Origin of the sequence: Demequina sp., from assembly GCF_016278775.1 — a bacterium.
Lineage (GTDB): Bacteria > Actinomycetota > Actinomycetes > Actinomycetales > Demequinaceae > Demequina.
Map to the genome: position 1 here is coordinate 1 of NZ_JADQBF010000063.1, position 14,212 is coordinate 14,212.

The window sequence follows — 14,212 nt, forward strand, 5'->3', positions numbered from 1 at the left end:
ATCTGCCCTGGCGAGAGGGCGTGTGGCGGCATGTACACGGCCAACACGATGGCCTCCGTCGGCGAGGCACTCGGCATGTCCCTGCCTGGCTCCGCGTCGCCGCCCAGTGCCGACGGCCGCCGCGACATGTACGCCCGCAAGTCGGGCGAGGCCGTCGTCAACATGCTGCGCCAGGGGATTACCGCGCGGGACATCATGACCAAGGAGGCCTTCGAGAACGCCATCGCCGTGGTCATGGCCTTCGGCGGATCCACCAACGCGGTACTGCACCTGCTAGCGATCGCCAACGAGGCCGACGTAGATCTCACCCTCGATGACTTCTCGCGCGTGGCCGCCAAGGTGCCGCACCTGGGAGACCTCAAACCCTTCGGCCAGTTCGTGATGAACGACGTTGACCGCGTGGGCGGCGTTCCTGCCGTGATGAACACCCTGCTGAACGCTGGCCTCATGCACGGCGACGTCATGACGGTCACCGGCAAGACGCTCGCCCAGAACATGGAAGATCTCAAGCCGGAGAAGATCGACGGCCGCGTGGTGCGCGCCCTCAACAACCCGATCCACAAGACCGGCGGCATCACGATCCTCAAGGGCTCGCTCGCTCCAGGCGGCGCCGTCGTGAAATCCGCAGGCTTCGACGCGAGCGTGTTCGAAGGCACCGCGCGTGTGTTCGACGGTGAGCGCAAGGCGCTCGACGCGCTCGAGGCGGGCACCATCACCGCCGGCGACGTGGTGGTCATCCGTTACGAGGGGCCCAAGGGCGGTCCCGGCATGCGCGAGATGCTCGCCATCACTGCCGCGATCAAGGGCGCGGGGCTCGGTAAGGACGTCCTGCTGGTGACGGACGGCCGCTTCTCAGGAGGAACCACCGGTCTGTGCGTCGGCCACATGGCCCCTGAAGCGGTGGACGCAGGCCCCATCGCGTTTGTGCGCGACGGCGACAAGATCACGCTCGACGTGGCGAACGCCAAGCTCGACCTGCACGTCAGCGAGGAGGAGCTCGCGGCACGCGCTGTCGGCTTCGAGCCGCCGGCACCCAAGTACACGCGCGGGGCGCTCGCCAAGTACCGCAAGCTCGTCGGCTCGGCGTCGACGGGTGCCGTGGTCGGATAGCTGGGGTGACTCAGGGGGCGCCGCCGCGCGGCCTCGCGAACGCACGCGATGTCGGCACCACCGTGCCTGGCATTCGGCCCGGCGTGTTGTGGCGATCGGATGCACCGTATGCACCGCACGACGGCCCGCCGGGAGCCTCGGCGTGGCCGCCCGGCACGGTAATCGATCTGCGGGACTCCCGCGAGCGGGGCGTCCTGCATCCCTACGGTGACAGTGCCACTGTCATGTGGGTGCCGCTCATCGCCGACGCTTCGCCCGTTCACGTCTCGACGGTGCCGACGCTTGGCGACCTCTACCTGGGGATGCTCGCTCAGGGGCCCGCGCAGTTGCTGGTGAGCGTGATCGACACGGTCGCGACCGCCGAGGGGTCCGTGCTGGTGCATTGTGCCGCTGGCAAGGACCGCACCGGTGTCTCTGTCGCGCTCGCATTGAGCCTGACGGGCACGCGACGCGACCACATCATCGAGGACTACCTGCTCACGGCCGCCAACATGCCAGCCGTGCTCGAGCGGCTGATGGCGCCAGGTAGTGCCCACCAAGGGGTCGTCTTCGACTCATCCAGGTTCCCGCCCGAGATGCTCACTGCCTCGCTCGTGGCGATCGAGACGGTGCTTGACGCGTGGGGCGCCGCGGGTGGAGCAGAGGAGTGGTTCCTCGCTGCTGGTGGCTCGCGCGAAACGATCACCGCACTGCGTGCGCGGCTGTCGGCTTAGGCGACCCAGGAATCGTCTCGACCACGCGACGGTACGCAGCCGTGTCGTCGTAGACCTCTTCCTTGAGCGGGTTCTTGCGACGCTTCACCATCTTGGTGATCTGGAGCGCCGCGAGCGCGACGTTGGCTGCCAGGGCTATCGCGGAGACCGTGAACAGCGCAGCGGGGTTGTGCGACGCCTCCACCGAGAACTGCGAATCGCCGACGAAGGCTGGTACCGCCATGGTGAACATCATCCACAGAGCGAGCGTGTGGGCCCTGTGCTGGAGCCACGCGCCCTTGCGGATGAAGAACGCTGGGATGGTGCAGCTGATGAGCAGCGCCGCTCCAGCGTAGAAGGCGTGGTCGCCTACGGCGTTGTAGACGTACGCGAAGTTCCACAGGTCGTACGCGATGATCCAGGGCCAGATCATGTCCGGCCACATCATGTCTCGTGACTTGTCTTTGGAGATGTAGATGCCCATCCAGCCGGTGATCGCGAGGAGGTTGATGATGCCGGCGATGCCGTTCATGTAGTTCCAGGAGCCGGAAACCATGTAGACGCCGTCGACGATGCCGTCTGCGTTCATCGCTCCCACCTGGAAGTCGCGGACGCACGCTTCGAAGATGTTGATCGCAAGGATGGCCGGCGGGAAGATCAGCGCCCACTTGTTGGCGGCTACGCGCGGGTAGTAGCGGATCGCCATGAAGCCCAGGCATCCGGCCAGGGCGGAGTACACCTTGACCCAGTGAAACCACGTGCCGGTCGAGGAATCCCCGCCGGCCGTCTCTGGCCACACGAAGATGGTGAGCACGATCGGCAACGCCACGAACAGGCCAAGGCCCGCCCACTTGCCGCGGCGCGACACCTCGTTGAGACCGATCAGGGCGCCGAGCACAACGAACCACATGAGGCCCGCCTGCCAACTGATATCGCCGAACAGGAACATCGTTACTCTCCTTCGAGTGTGGTGGCGGGGGATTGGCCCTCACCTGGAGCGTTGGGAGCCAGTCGCAGCGTCTGGCGCACGAGCGTGGCAAGGACGTCGTCGCCGACGTCTGGCTGGGAGCGCACGAGCGCGATGAGTCCGTGAATGAGCGCGATGAAGGTGTGGCGCACGTGGACGATCTCGATCGGGTGCTTCGCCGCGTAGGCGGGAATCGTGGTCTCTTCGAGCACGTCGACCAGGGCGTCAACCGCCCTGTCGAGGAACCGCAAGGACAGCGCGGCGTCGTCGATGCGGGGAAGCGGCGGGCCCGTGTGCACCTTGTGATCGCCGCGAGCCGGGACGTAGCGGCGGAACAGGCCGATGCATTCCATGACGGCAGCGTCGATGTCGCCTGGTGTGCGGCGCGCATCCCACGCCCGCACGTCGGCGGCGAATTGGTCGATGTAACTGTCAAGCACCTGGGTGACCAGGGAATCCATGTCGCCGACGTAGTGGTAGATGAGGCCGCGGGTGACGCCGACGTGAGTGGCGAGGTCTTGCACAGTGGTCGCGCGCACGCCTTGGGTCGCGTACAGCTCCCTCGCGGCGGCGAGGATTTCCTCGCGCCTGAGGGTAGGGGTCTTGACTGTGCGGGCCATAGGAGGGACGTTACGCGCCATTGACAGACCGTCAATAGGACTTTGGGCCAGGATGGCGCTGGGTGCGCGACCTTCTGTAGACAGGCAGGGTGTCTCGACAGGCGAGACTGTAAACCACTATATGAGATTCGCGTCTGAAGAGTAGACATTGGCTCACGCGCGGGCGTACAGTCAACGCATGCGACAGCAGCTTGTACGAGTTACCGGGCGCGCGGACACCTAGGTCCCGTACCACGGCATCGTCCGCGCGCTTCCCCGAGGTCCTTCAGGTCCGAGGGGTTTTTTCATGCGAGGCGACTGCAAGTGGCTTCGCGAAGCACCAACACATCGGGAGTGACATGACTCAGGCGCAGGCCAAGCCCCAGGCGCCCCACCGGGCCTCGGCGACCACCTCACCTCGGCCAGTAGACCCGCAAGCGGTCACCGGGTCTGGCGAGACGATGACGGGAGCCCAGGCGCTTATCCGGTCGCTCGAACTGGCGGGGGTCACCGACATCTTCGGCATCCCAGGGGGAGCGATTCTTCCCGCTTACGACCCCCTCATGGACTCCTCCAGGTTGCGGCACATCCTGACTCGCCACGAGCAGGGCGCGGGTCACGCGGCGCAGGGATACGCCCACGCCACCGGGCGCACCGGTGCGTGCATCGTGACGTCTGGCCCCGGCGCCACCAACCTGGTGACGCCCATCGCTGACGCAAACATGGACTCGATTCCCATGGTCGCGATCACCGGCCAGGTCGCCGCCTCCCACATCGGCACCGACGCCTTCCAAGAGGCCGACATCGTGGGCATCACGGCGCCGATCACCAAGCACAACATGCTGATCAAGGACCCGGCAGACATCGGCCCTGCGATCGCGCAGGCGTTCTACATCGCGAGCCACGGCCGCCCCGGCCCCGTGCTGGTAGACATCGCCAAGTCTGCGCTCCAATCAAGCGCGACCTTCGCGTGGCCGGAGCGCATCGAACTGCCAGGCTTCAACTCGGGTGCCAAGCCGCACGCCAAGACCGTGCAAGAGGCGGCAAGGTTACTCGCCACCTCCCGCAGGCCCGTCCTGTACGTGGGCGGCGGCGTGATCCGCTCGCGCGCCTCGGAGGGCCTGCGCCAACTGGTGGACCTCTCGGGTGCGCCAGTGGTGACCACCCTGATGGCACGCGGCGCGCTCCCAGACAGCCACCCGCAGCACCTTGGCATGCCAGGAATGCACGGCACCGTCCCCGCCGTGGCCGCGCTGCAGAAGGCTGACCTGGTGGTCTCGCTCGGCGCCCGCTTCGATGACCGCGTGACGGGAAAGCTCGACAGCTTTGCCAAGCACGCCACCGTGGTGCACGTGGACATCGACCCTGCGGAGATCGGCAAGAACCGCGCGGTCGACGTGCCGATCGTCGGAGACCTCAAGGAAGTGCTGAGCGAACTGGTCCCCGCGCTTGTCGAGGAGCAGCGCAAGCACGGCAAGCCAGACCTCGAGGCGTGGTGGATGCAGGTCAACGACTGGCGCGCCACCTACCCGCTGGGCTACACGGCCACGCATGACGGGCTGTCAAGCCCCCAGCACGTGATCCAACGGCTCGGCGAACTCAACGACCCGCAGTCGACCATCTTCGTGTCTGGCGTGGGCCAGCACCAGATGTGGGCCAGCCAGTACATCAAGTACGAGCGACCCAACGCCTGGATCAACTCCGGCGGTCTTGGCACCATGGGCTTCTCCGTGCCAGCCGCGATGGGAGCCAAGGTGGGCATGCCAGACCAGACGGTGTGGGCGATCGACGGCGACGGTTGCTTCCAGATGACCAACCAAGAACTGGTCACGTGCGCGCTGAACGGGATTCCCATCAAGGTGGGGGTCATCAACAACAGTTCGCTCGGCATGGTGCGCCAGTGGCAGACGCTGTTCTACGAGGGACGTTACTCGAACACCGACCTCCACACCGGCCACGGAACTCGACGCGTCCCCGACTTTGTGAAGTTGGCGGAAGCGATGGGTTGTGTGGGCCTGCGCTGCGAAACCGACGCCGATGTGGACGCCACCATCAAGCGCGCCAACGAGATCGACGATCAGCCAGTGGTGGTCGACTTCACCGTGTCAAAGGACGCGATGGTGTGGCCGATGGTCAACGCTGGCGTGAGCAATGACGAGATTCAGTACGCACGGGGCGTCGCCCCCGAGTGGGACCGCGAGGAGGCGTGACCGTGAGTAGCAAGCACACTCTGTCAGTACTGGTGGAGAACAAGCCCGGCGTGCTCGCACGCGTGGCGGGACTGTTCTCGCGCAGGGCCTTCAACATTCACTCGCTCGCGGTGGGTCCCACCGAGCATCCCGAGATCTCGCGCATCACCGTGGTGGTCGACGTGGATGAGTTGCCGCTTGAGCAGGTCACCAAGCAGCTCAACAAGCTGGTGCACGTGCTCAAGATCGTGGAACTCGACGCGGCCAAGTCGGTGCAGCGCGAAATGCTGCTGGTCAAGGTGCGTTGCGATGCACGCCAGCGCGCCGAGGTGCTGCAGATCGTGGACCTGTTCCGCGCCCACGTGGTGGACGTCGCCCCTGACTCGCTCGTGATCGAGGCGATCGGCAATCCCGACAAGATCGAGGCGCTCCTTGCCGCGCTCGCTCCGCACGACCTGCGGGAGATCGTCCAGTCCGGGACCGTGGCCATCGGCCGGGGTGCACGCTCCATCACCGAGAGGGCGCTTGATCGCGTCATTGCCTGACAGGCGCTAGTTTCTTGACAGTGGCCCGGCTCACGCGCGGGCATCCCAACCCAAGGAGAAGACACCCCACATGGCTGAGTTGTTCTACGAAAAGGACGCCGACCTCGCAATCGTTCAGGGCAAAAAGGTGGCCATCGTCGGCTACGGCTCTCAGGGTCACGCCCACGCGCAGAACCTGCGTGACTCCGGCGTTGACGTGCGAGTCGCACTGCGCCTGGGCTCCAATTCGAGCGACAAGGCAGAGGCCGCTGGCTTCACCGTGATGACGGTCGCCGACGCTGCCGAGTGGGCCGACCTCATCATGATCCTGGCGCCAGATCAGTACCAACGCACCATCTACAACGACGAGATCAAGCCCCACATGGTGCCTGGTAAGACGCTGGCCTTCGCCCACGGCTTCAACATCCGCTTTGGCTACATCGAGGCGCCGGAGGGCGTCGACGTCATCCTCGTCGCCCCCAAGGCCCCAGGCCACACGGTGCGCCGCGAGTTTGTCGCAGGCCGCGGCATCCCCGACATCATCGCCGTGGAGCAAGACGCCTCCGGCCAGGCATGGGAGACCGCGAAGTCCTACGCCAAGGGCATCGGCGGCACCCGTGCAGGCGTCATCAAGACCACGTTCACCGAAGAGACCGAGACGGACCTGTTCGGCGAGCAGTCCGTACTGTGCGGCGGCACGTCCCAGTTGATCCAGTACGGCTTCGAGGTGCTCACCGAGGCTGGCTACCAGCCCGAGATCGCGTACTTCGAGGTGCTTCACGAGCTCAAGCTGATCGTCGACCTCATCCACGAGGGCGGCATCACCAAGCAGCGCTGGTCAGTGTCCGACACCGCCGAGTATGGCGACTACGTGTCGGGCCCGCGCGTCATCACGCCGGAGGTCAAGGCGAACATGGAGGCAGTGTTGGCAGACATCCAGTCCGGCGCGTTTGCCAAGCGCTTTATCGACGACCAAGACAACGGCGGTCTCGAGTTCAAGGAACTGCGCGCCAAGGGCGAGGGTCATCCCATCGAGACCACCGGCCGCGAACTGCGCAAGCTCTTCGCATGGTCGACCGCAGCCGCCGACGCTGACTACGTCGACGGCCAGACGGCACGGTAGTGGGCGGCGCTGGATTGAAAGACGCAGTGACGACCTACCGCCTCGCCGTGGTTGCTGGCGACGGCATCGGCCCTGAGGTGGTGGCGGAAGGGCTCAAGTGCCTCGCCGCCGCGACAGCGGATACGGACATCGCGTTCGAGACCACCGAGTTCGACCTGGGCGCCGCCAGATGGCATGCCACGGGCGAGACGCTGACCGACGAAGACCTCGCGGCCATCAAGGGTCACGACGTGATCCTGCTGGGCGCGATCGGCGACCCGACCGTGCCGTCGGGCGTCTTGGAGCGTGGTTTGCTGCTCAAGCTGCGCTTCGAGCTCGACCAGTACGTCAACCTGCGCCCCTCGCGCCTGTACCCAGGCGAGGTGTCGCCGTTGGCGAACCCAGGCGAGATCGACTTTGTGGTGGTGCGAGAGGGCACCGAGGGCCCGTACGTGGGCAACGGCGGCGCGCTCCGTGTCGACACGCCCCACGAGATCGCGACGGAGGTGTCGGTCAACACCCGTCACGGGGTGGAGCGCGTGGTGCGCTACGCCTTCAACGTGGCCGCAGGCCGCCCCCGCAAGCACGTCACGCTGGTGCACAAGCACAACGTGTTGGTGCACGCGGGGCACTTGTGGCGCCGCACGGTGGAGGCCGTCGCGCCGGAGTTCCCTGACGTCACGTGGGACTACCTGCACGTGGACGCCGCGACCATCAAGCTGGTCACCGACCCCGCATCGTTCGACGTGATCGTCACGGACAACCTGTTTGGCGACATCCTGACGGACGAGGCGGCCGCCATCAGTGGCGGCATCGGTCTGGCGGCGTCCGGCAACGTCAACCCCGACAAGACTGGCCCGTCGATGTTCGAACCCGTCCACGGCTCCGCGCCGGACATCGCGGGCAAGGGCATTGCCGACCCGTCGGCGACGGTGTTGTCTGTGGCCATGATGCTCGAGTTCTTGGGGTATTCGGACCTGGCCGCCAAGGTGGAGTCCGCCGTCGCGGCCGACGCAGCGTCCAAGGGCGACACGCCCCGCACCACCGCTCAGGTGGGCGACGCGATCGCCGCGCTCATCAAGGGTTAGGCCCTACTCATGCCTTGGCGTGCCCTGGAAGTGCATGAGTGGACGTTCCCGCCGCAGGTGAGCACTCATGCACTTCCAGCGCACACGTTGACGACGCAGCACCGAAGGAAGGCTCCGAAGTGACCGACACCACCGCATCGGCCGTCGCATCCCACGATGGGGCCTTCCGCGTCGTCGCCAACCCCTCGCCCATGTCGGATGCGGACCGCGAGGCCGCCCTTGCCGATCTCAAGTTCGGCACCCAGTTCACCGACCACATGGCCCGCATCACGTGGACAAAGAACGGCGGCTGGGAGGACAGGCGGGTGGAGCCCTACGGCCCGCTCACGCTCGACCCCGCCGCGGCGGTGCTGCACTATGCCCAGGAGATCTTCGAGGGTCTCAAGGCGTACCGGTGGGCCGACGGCTCGGTGTGGCTGTTCCGTCCCGCCGCTAACGCGGAGCGCTTCAACCGCTCGGCGCGCCGGATGGCCCTCCCTGAGCTGCCGGTCGAGGACTTTCTTGGCTCCGTCGCCTCGCTGCTGGCCGTCGACAATGCGTGGGTGCCAGGCGTGGAGGAGAGCAGCCTGTACCTGCGTCCGTTCATGTTCGCGTCCGAGGCGTTCCTTGGCGTACGCCCCGCAAACGTGATCGACTACCTGCTGATCGCCTCGCCGGTGGGCCCGTACTTCGCCGGTGGGGTCAAGCCGGTGTCCATCTGGGTGGCGCAGGGGTTCCACCGCGCGGGCCCGGGCGGCACCGGTGCGGCCAAGTGCGGCGGCAACTACGCGGCCTCGTTGCTGCCTCAGCAGCAGGCGTACGACAACGGCTGCCAGCAGGTGCTGTTCCTCGACGCACGCGAGAGCCGCTACCTGGAAGAGCTGGGCGGCATGAACGTGTTCGCGGTGCGTCGCGACGGCACCATCGAGACCCCGCGCCTCACCGGCACCATCCTTGAGGGCATCACCAGGGCCTCCGTGATCCAGTTGCTGGAGGACGAGAACTTCAAGGTGATCGAGAAGGACATCACGGCCGACGAGGTGGTTGCGGGCGTCGAGTCTGGCGACATCGCCGAGGTATTCGCTTGCGGCACGGCCGCCGTGGTCACCCCCGTGGGCCGGCTCGCGTCCCCGGAGTTCGACGTGACCATCAACGGGGGAGTGGCTGGCGAGGTGACGATGCGCATCCGCAAGGCGCTCACCGACATCCAGTACGGGCGGGCTGAAGACACTTACGGGTGGATGCAGCGGGTGGTGTAGGGCGCACTGGCCCTGAACAAGGCACGATGGCCTGATGAAGCCTGAGAGCCACGAACAGCGCTACCGCGAGGCCGAGCGGGCGATGTGGAACCACCACGGGATGGAGCCCCACGAGCGGTGGGTGGAGGTCGACGCGCTCGGGCTGCGCGTGCGGGCGCTTGAGCATGGTGAGGGCCGCCCCGTGCTCTTTGTGCATGGAACACCCACTGCTGGCGGGGTGTTCGTGCCGCTCGTGGGTCAGTTGAGCGGCGTGCGCGCCATCGTGGTGGACCGGCCCGGATGTGGGCTGAGCGAACCACTCGACTTCGCTGGCCTGAGCCCTGAACGGATGCGCGCCGTGATCGAGGCGTGGATGGCGCCGCTGATCACCGCCGTCGCGGACGGGCCGGTTGACGTGGTCGCGAGTTCCGCCGGCGGCCTGGCGGCGCTCGTGCTTGCCGCGCGACGTCCCGACCTGGTGAGCACCCTCGCGCTGTTGGGCGCGCCGGCGGTGCAGGGAATGAGTCTTCCGGTGTGGATGCGCGCCGCCACGTTCGCACCTGTGGCGCGTGCGGTCGCGCGGCACCACGTCAACGAGCGAGACCTGCGGCGGTCCTTCAAGACCATGGGTCACGGTGCGCTGGTGCGCAACGGCGGCCTCTCAAAGGCGGACCTCGAGTGGCGCTACGCGTTGTCGCGCGACACCAATACCTATGCGCACGAGATGCAGTTGATGCGTCTGGCCGCGACGTGGAGAGGGCCGCGCGCTCGATGGGTGGCGAGCAGCACAGAGATCGAGTCCGTCCAGGCGCCGACGCTGTGGGTGGCGGGGGAGAACGACCCGTTCGCGACGCCGGATCGTGTGCGCTCCTGGGCGGCGCACGCCCGCGGGTCCACCGTGCGGGTGATGGCCGGCGCTGGCCACCAGCCGTGGATCGACCGTCCCGCGGAACACGCGCGGCTTCTTGACGCGTGGTGGAAGAACCTGGGCGCTGGCGCGTTGGAACAGGAGGAACACCGGCACACGAGGAGGCACGCATGAAGGCAGTACTCAACGGCACGGTCCTTGCGCAGGCGGACAAGGATGAGCTGATCCGCATCGAGGGCAACTGGTACTTCCCGCCCGCCAGCGTGCGCGACGACGTCATGATCGGTAGCCCCACGGAGTATCACTGCGGGTGGAAGGGCGACGCCCAGTACTTCAGTGCCCGCCTTGACGACGGCGAGCACGTTGACGTGGCCTGGAGCTATCCAGAGCCCCTGCCAGGGTCCTTCGATCGTGTGGGCAAGGACTATTCCGGCTACGTGGCGTTCGACCGGTCTGTCGACGTCTCGGAATAGCGGCTGATCGTCGTTAGGGTTCTGCCGATTCGCTGGCGGCCACGGGTTGGCTGATCCCAGCGATGATGCGGTCCACCACGTGCGCGCCGAGCGCTGACAGCACCTCTGGCGCCTGGTGCTTGAGTGGCCCGCGCGTGGCCATATCAGCGAAGCCATGCACAGCGGACCAGCACGGCCACTCGGCGTCCACGCGCTCCTGAGGCGTGAGCACGCTGGCCGCGGCCATGTCGTCGAGCGCGTCCAGCAGCAATTGAAACGGCGGCGGGACTTGCGCATCCACCGTGACAGTCGGCTCGCCGCTCGCGTGCTGGTCGAACGTCAGTAGCGCGAGCTCGAACCACCCTGGCTCTGCGATCGCGAAGTGGATGTACCCCAGCCCCACGCCACGAAGCCTGGTGACCGCTGCCCCTGCCGCCCCGGCGTCGGCGTCGGCGTCGGCGAGCAACGCGTCGATCTGCTCCCGCATCGCGGCGGCCAGGCGATGTTGTGCCACCTGCGCGGCTGCCAACACCAGCGCGTCGAGGTCCTCGAAGTGCCGGTACGCCGCGTTGGGGGTGACACCTGCAGCGCGGGTGATCTCCCTGAGCCTCAGGCCCCCTGGTCCGCCTTCGCGCGCGAGGTCAAGCGCCGCGTCGATGAGCGCGGGGCGCAGGTCCCCGTGGTGGTAGCTCGTGACCTGCGGGCTCATCTGTTGCCTCACGCCCCCAGCGTGTGTACATTGTGGACTTGGCCCATGTGGACAGTGTATACACTGAGTCCCCACCACCTGGGAAGTCCCCACAGAAGGCAGCCTCCCCATGACAGAACTGGCCATCGAGACGCACGGTCTCGTCAAGGTCTTTGGTAAGGAACGCGCGGTCGACGGCGTGGACCTCGCGATCGAACGCGGCGGTATCCACGGCTTCCTTGGGCCCAATGGCGCGGGCAAGACCACGTGCATTCGCATGCTCGCGACCCTGCTGAGGCCCGACGCCGGCACGGCCACCGTGCTGGGGCATGACGTCATTCATGCGGCCGACGAGGTGCGCTCGCTGGTGAGCCTCACCGGCCAGTTCGCCTCCGTCGACGGCGACCTCACCGGCCGCGAGAACCTGCGCCTGATCGGCAAGTTGTTCGGCTACTCGGGCCCTCAGGCGCTCAAGCGAGCGGATGAACTTTTGGGCGCGTTCGGGCTTGACGACGCCGCCGACCGCCAGGTGAAGAAGTACTCCGGCGGCATGCGCAGGCGCATTGACATCGCCGCGAGCATCGTCGTCACGCCTGAGTTGCTGTTCCTGGACGAGCCCACCACCGGCCTCGACCCGCGCAGCCGCAACGAGGTGTGGGACATCATCCGCGCCATGGTGGGCAGTGGCACCACCGTCATGCTCACCACGCAGTACCTCGACGAGGCAGACCAGTTGGCCGACCGCATCTCCGTGATCGACCGCGGCAAGATCATCGCGGAGGGCACTTCGAGCGAGCTCAAGGCGTCCGTGGGGAGCGGGTCGCTTCACGTGCGCGTGATGCATCGCGCGGACCGTCCCGCCGCGAAGGCGATCCTTGAGCGGGAGCTGGGTGTCGAGGTGGTCGAGATGGTGGACCCACAGGGCCTCACCGCTGCCGTCGAGGCCTCCGGCCCCGTCACCCGCGCACTCACCGCGCTCGAGGGGGCAAGCGTCGAGTTGGCTCAGTTCGCTTTGGGGCAGCCGACGCTGGACGAGGTCTTCTTGGCCCTCACCGGCCATCCCGCTGAGGAGTCGACCGACGAGGAGGTCGCGGCATGAGCACGCCTACCGACACCACCACCGCGCCGCCCAAGGAGGAGAAGGCGCCCCAAGCGTCGGCGATTGTGTCCGCCTTGGCCAGCACCGAGCGGCCGCAACGCCCTGGACCTTTGTCCACGTCGCTCACCTTTGGGTGGCGCGCGCTGCTCAAGATCAAGCACGTGCCGGAGCAACTGTTCGACGTGACGGCGTTCCCCATCATCATGACGCTCATGTTCACGGTGCTGTTTGGCGGGGCGCTCGCGGGCAGCACCGAGGACTACGTGCAGTTCTTCCTGCCAGGCATCATGGTGCAGTCGCTCATCATGATCACGATGTACACCGGGCACACGCTGCGGACCGACATCGAGAAGGGCGTCTTTGACCGGTTCCGGTCCTTGCCGATCTGGCGGCCGTCGGCGCTCGTGGGGATGCTGCTGGGCGACACGGTGCGCTTTACGATTGCCGCCATCGTGACGGCTGTTGTGGGGCTGTTCCTGGGGTGGCGGCCCGGCGGTGGCTTCGCCGGCGTGACGCTTGGCGTGCTGCTGATCCTGGTGTTCGCGTTCTCGTTGGGTTGGATCTGGACGTTCCTCAGCCTGCTGCTGCGCTCCGCCAACTCGATCATGGGCGTGTCGATGATGATCATCACGCCCATCACGTTTGGGTCGAACATCTTTGTGGACCCCTCGACCATGCCCGGCTGGCTGCAAGCGTGGGTCGAGGTGAACCCTGTCTCGCACCTGGTCACCAGCGTGCGCGATCTGATGGGCGGCACCCCGGTGGGCTCGAGCCTTCCGCTGGCGCTGCTGTGGTCTGCGGGGCTGGTCGCGGTGTTCGGAACGCTCACCATGTGGAAGTACCGCGACCCCAGGTAGGACTGCGTGCGCCGTGCGGGCGTTAGGTTGGACGCATGAGCGGCATCGCGGACGTATGGAGCACTGTGTGGGACGACGTCACGACGCAGGTGGTCGCGTCCACCGCGGCCGCGTTGTGGCCCTTGGCGGTAGTGGTGGTGTGCCTGCTAGTGCCCCAGCTGTGGCACGTGGTGCGACACGTGGTCACCATCGCGCACGAGGCGGGGCACGCAGGCGTTGCCGCGTTGCTGGGCCGCGATGTGCGCGGAATCAGGCTGCACGCGGATACCTCGGGGCTCACCACACACTCCGGATCGACCAAGCGACTGCCGTTGGCGCTCACCGCGTTTGCGGGTTACCCGGCGCCTGCTCTGCTTGGGCTTGGGGCAGCCGCCCTGCTGGGCGCAGGCTACGCGTACGCGCTGCTGTGGATCGCGGTGGTGCTGCTGGTGCTGGTGTTGGTGCAGATCCGCAATGTGTATGGGTTCTTTGTGATGGTGCTCGCGGTGGGCGGCTTCGGGTGGCTGGCGTGGGCCGCGCCTGACCCGTGGCGCGTGGGCGTGGCCTATGCCGTCGCCTGGTTGTTGCTGCTGGGCGCGGTGCGCGCCGTGGTGGAGTTGCACGGTTCGCGGCGGACGGCGGGCGGTCGCACCTCCGACGCCGACGCCCTTGCTCGGTCGACGCGTGTGCCCGGCGTGATGTGGGTGGGGGTGTTCTGGCTGGTGACCGTGGCCTGCGCCGCTGGTGGCGCGTGGCTGATGCTGGGGGATGTGGTCGGGGG

15 protein-coding genes are annotated in these 14,212 nt (G+C 66.9%); 12 read left to right on the top strand and 3 right to left on the bottom strand.

The annotated features are described in order from the left end of the window. On the top strand, positions 1 to 1,110 hold a 1,110-nt coding region (locus QZZ33_RS07625), incomplete at its 5' end, for a dihydroxy-acid dehydratase (RefSeq protein WP_291379178.1). 5 nt (positions 1,111 to 1,115) lie between these two features. Next, positions 1,116 to 1,823, top strand: coding sequence for a tyrosine-protein phosphatase (locus QZZ33_RS07630; protein WP_291379179.1), 708 nt, complete (start codon positions 1,116 to 1,118; stop codon positions 1,821 to 1,823). Here the strand turns inward: QZZ33_RS07630 and QZZ33_RS07635 are convergent. Both QZZ33_RS07635 and QZZ33_RS07640 read right to left on the bottom strand, forming a co-directional pair. Beyond that, positions 1,792 to 2,751 (bottom strand): DUF5692 family protein, encoded by a 960-nt coding sequence (locus tag QZZ33_RS07635; RefSeq protein WP_291379180.1) that lies wholly within the window; start codon positions 2,749 to 2,751, stop codon positions 1,792 to 1,794. The genes QZZ33_RS07630 and QZZ33_RS07635 overlap by 32 nt on opposite strands. Positions 2,752 to 2,753: 2 nt before the next feature. Beyond that, on the bottom strand, positions 2,754 to 3,389 hold the full coding sequence (locus QZZ33_RS07640) for a TetR/AcrR family transcriptional regulator (protein ID WP_291379181.1): 636 nt from the start codon (positions 3,387 to 3,389) through the stop codon (positions 2,754 to 2,756). A 338-nt stretch (positions 3,390 to 3,727) separates the two neighbouring features. Here QZZ33_RS07640 and QZZ33_RS07645 point away from each other — a divergent pair, with 338 nt between their 5' ends. From QZZ33_RS07645 to QZZ33_RS07675, 7 genes are all read left to right on the top strand, one after another. Next, positions 3,728 to 5,578 carry an acetolactate synthase large subunit gene (locus QZZ33_RS07645; RefSeq protein WP_291379182.1) on the top strand — a complete coding sequence of 617 codons (1,851 nt, stop codon included), beginning with the start codon at positions 3,728 to 3,730 and terminating at the stop codon, positions 5,576 to 5,578. 2 nt (positions 5,579 to 5,580) lie between these two features. Beyond that, the gene (ilvN, locus tag QZZ33_RS07650; RefSeq protein WP_291379183.1) at positions 5,581 to 6,102 is read left to right on the top strand and encodes an acetolactate synthase small subunit; all 522 of its coding nucleotides are present in this window, start codon (positions 5,581 to 5,583) and stop codon (positions 6,100 to 6,102) included. Between the two features lie 70 nt (positions 6,103 to 6,172). Continuing rightward, complete coding sequence (gene ilvC, locus QZZ33_RS07655) at positions 6,173 to 7,204, top strand: ketol-acid reductoisomerase (RefSeq protein ID WP_291379184.1); 1,032 nt, start codon at positions 6,173 to 6,175, stop codon at positions 7,202 to 7,204. Positions 7,205 to 7,230: 26 nt separating this feature from the next. After that, positions 7,231 to 8,271: a 3-isopropylmalate dehydrogenase gene (locus QZZ33_RS07660; protein WP_291379185.1), complete on the top strand. Its 1,041-nt coding sequence runs from the start codon at positions 7,231 to 7,233 to the stop codon at positions 8,269 to 8,271. 119 nt (positions 8,272 to 8,390) lie between these two features. Then, a complete protein-coding gene (locus QZZ33_RS07665; RefSeq protein ID WP_291379186.1) occupies positions 8,391 to 9,509 on the top strand; it encodes a branched-chain amino acid aminotransferase in 1,119 nt (372 codons plus the stop codon). A gap of 34 nt (positions 9,510 to 9,543) precedes the next feature. Beyond that, on the top strand, positions 9,544 to 10,530 hold the full coding sequence (locus QZZ33_RS07670; protein WP_291379187.1) for an alpha/beta hydrolase: 987 nt from the start codon (positions 9,544 to 9,546) through the stop codon (positions 10,528 to 10,530). Beyond that, positions 10,527 to 10,829, top strand: a complete 303-nt coding sequence (locus QZZ33_RS07675; protein WP_291379188.1) for a DUF427 domain-containing protein — start codon at positions 10,527 to 10,529, stop codon at positions 10,827 to 10,829. The genes QZZ33_RS07670 and QZZ33_RS07675 overlap by 4 nt, the downstream gene beginning before the upstream one ends. A gap of 13 nt (positions 10,830 to 10,842) precedes the next feature. On the opposite strand, the gene QZZ33_RS07680 is transcribed toward QZZ33_RS07675, so the two are convergent. After that, positions 10,843 to 11,529 (bottom strand): TetR/AcrR family transcriptional regulator, encoded by a 687-nt coding sequence (locus QZZ33_RS07680; protein ID WP_291379189.1) that lies wholly within the window; start codon positions 11,527 to 11,529, stop codon positions 10,843 to 10,845. Positions 11,530 to 11,626: 97 nt separating this feature from the next. Between QZZ33_RS07680 and QZZ33_RS07685 the strand changes: the two genes are divergently transcribed. From QZZ33_RS07685 to QZZ33_RS07695, 3 genes are all read left to right on the top strand, one after another. Then, complete coding sequence (locus QZZ33_RS07685; protein ID WP_291379190.1) at positions 11,627 to 12,595, top strand: ATP-binding cassette domain-containing protein; 969 nt, start codon at positions 11,627 to 11,629, stop codon at positions 12,593 to 12,595. Next, positions 12,592 to 13,452: an ABC transporter permease gene (locus QZZ33_RS07690; protein WP_291379191.1), complete on the top strand. Its 861-nt coding sequence runs from the start codon at positions 12,592 to 12,594 to the stop codon at positions 13,450 to 13,452. The genes QZZ33_RS07685 and QZZ33_RS07690 overlap by 4 nt, the downstream gene beginning before the upstream one ends. Positions 13,453 to 13,487: 35 nt before the next feature. Next, positions 13,488 to 14,212, top strand: a 725-nt coding sequence (locus QZZ33_RS07695; RefSeq protein WP_291379192.1) for a M50 family metallopeptidase, incomplete at its 3' end; no start/stop codon positions are given.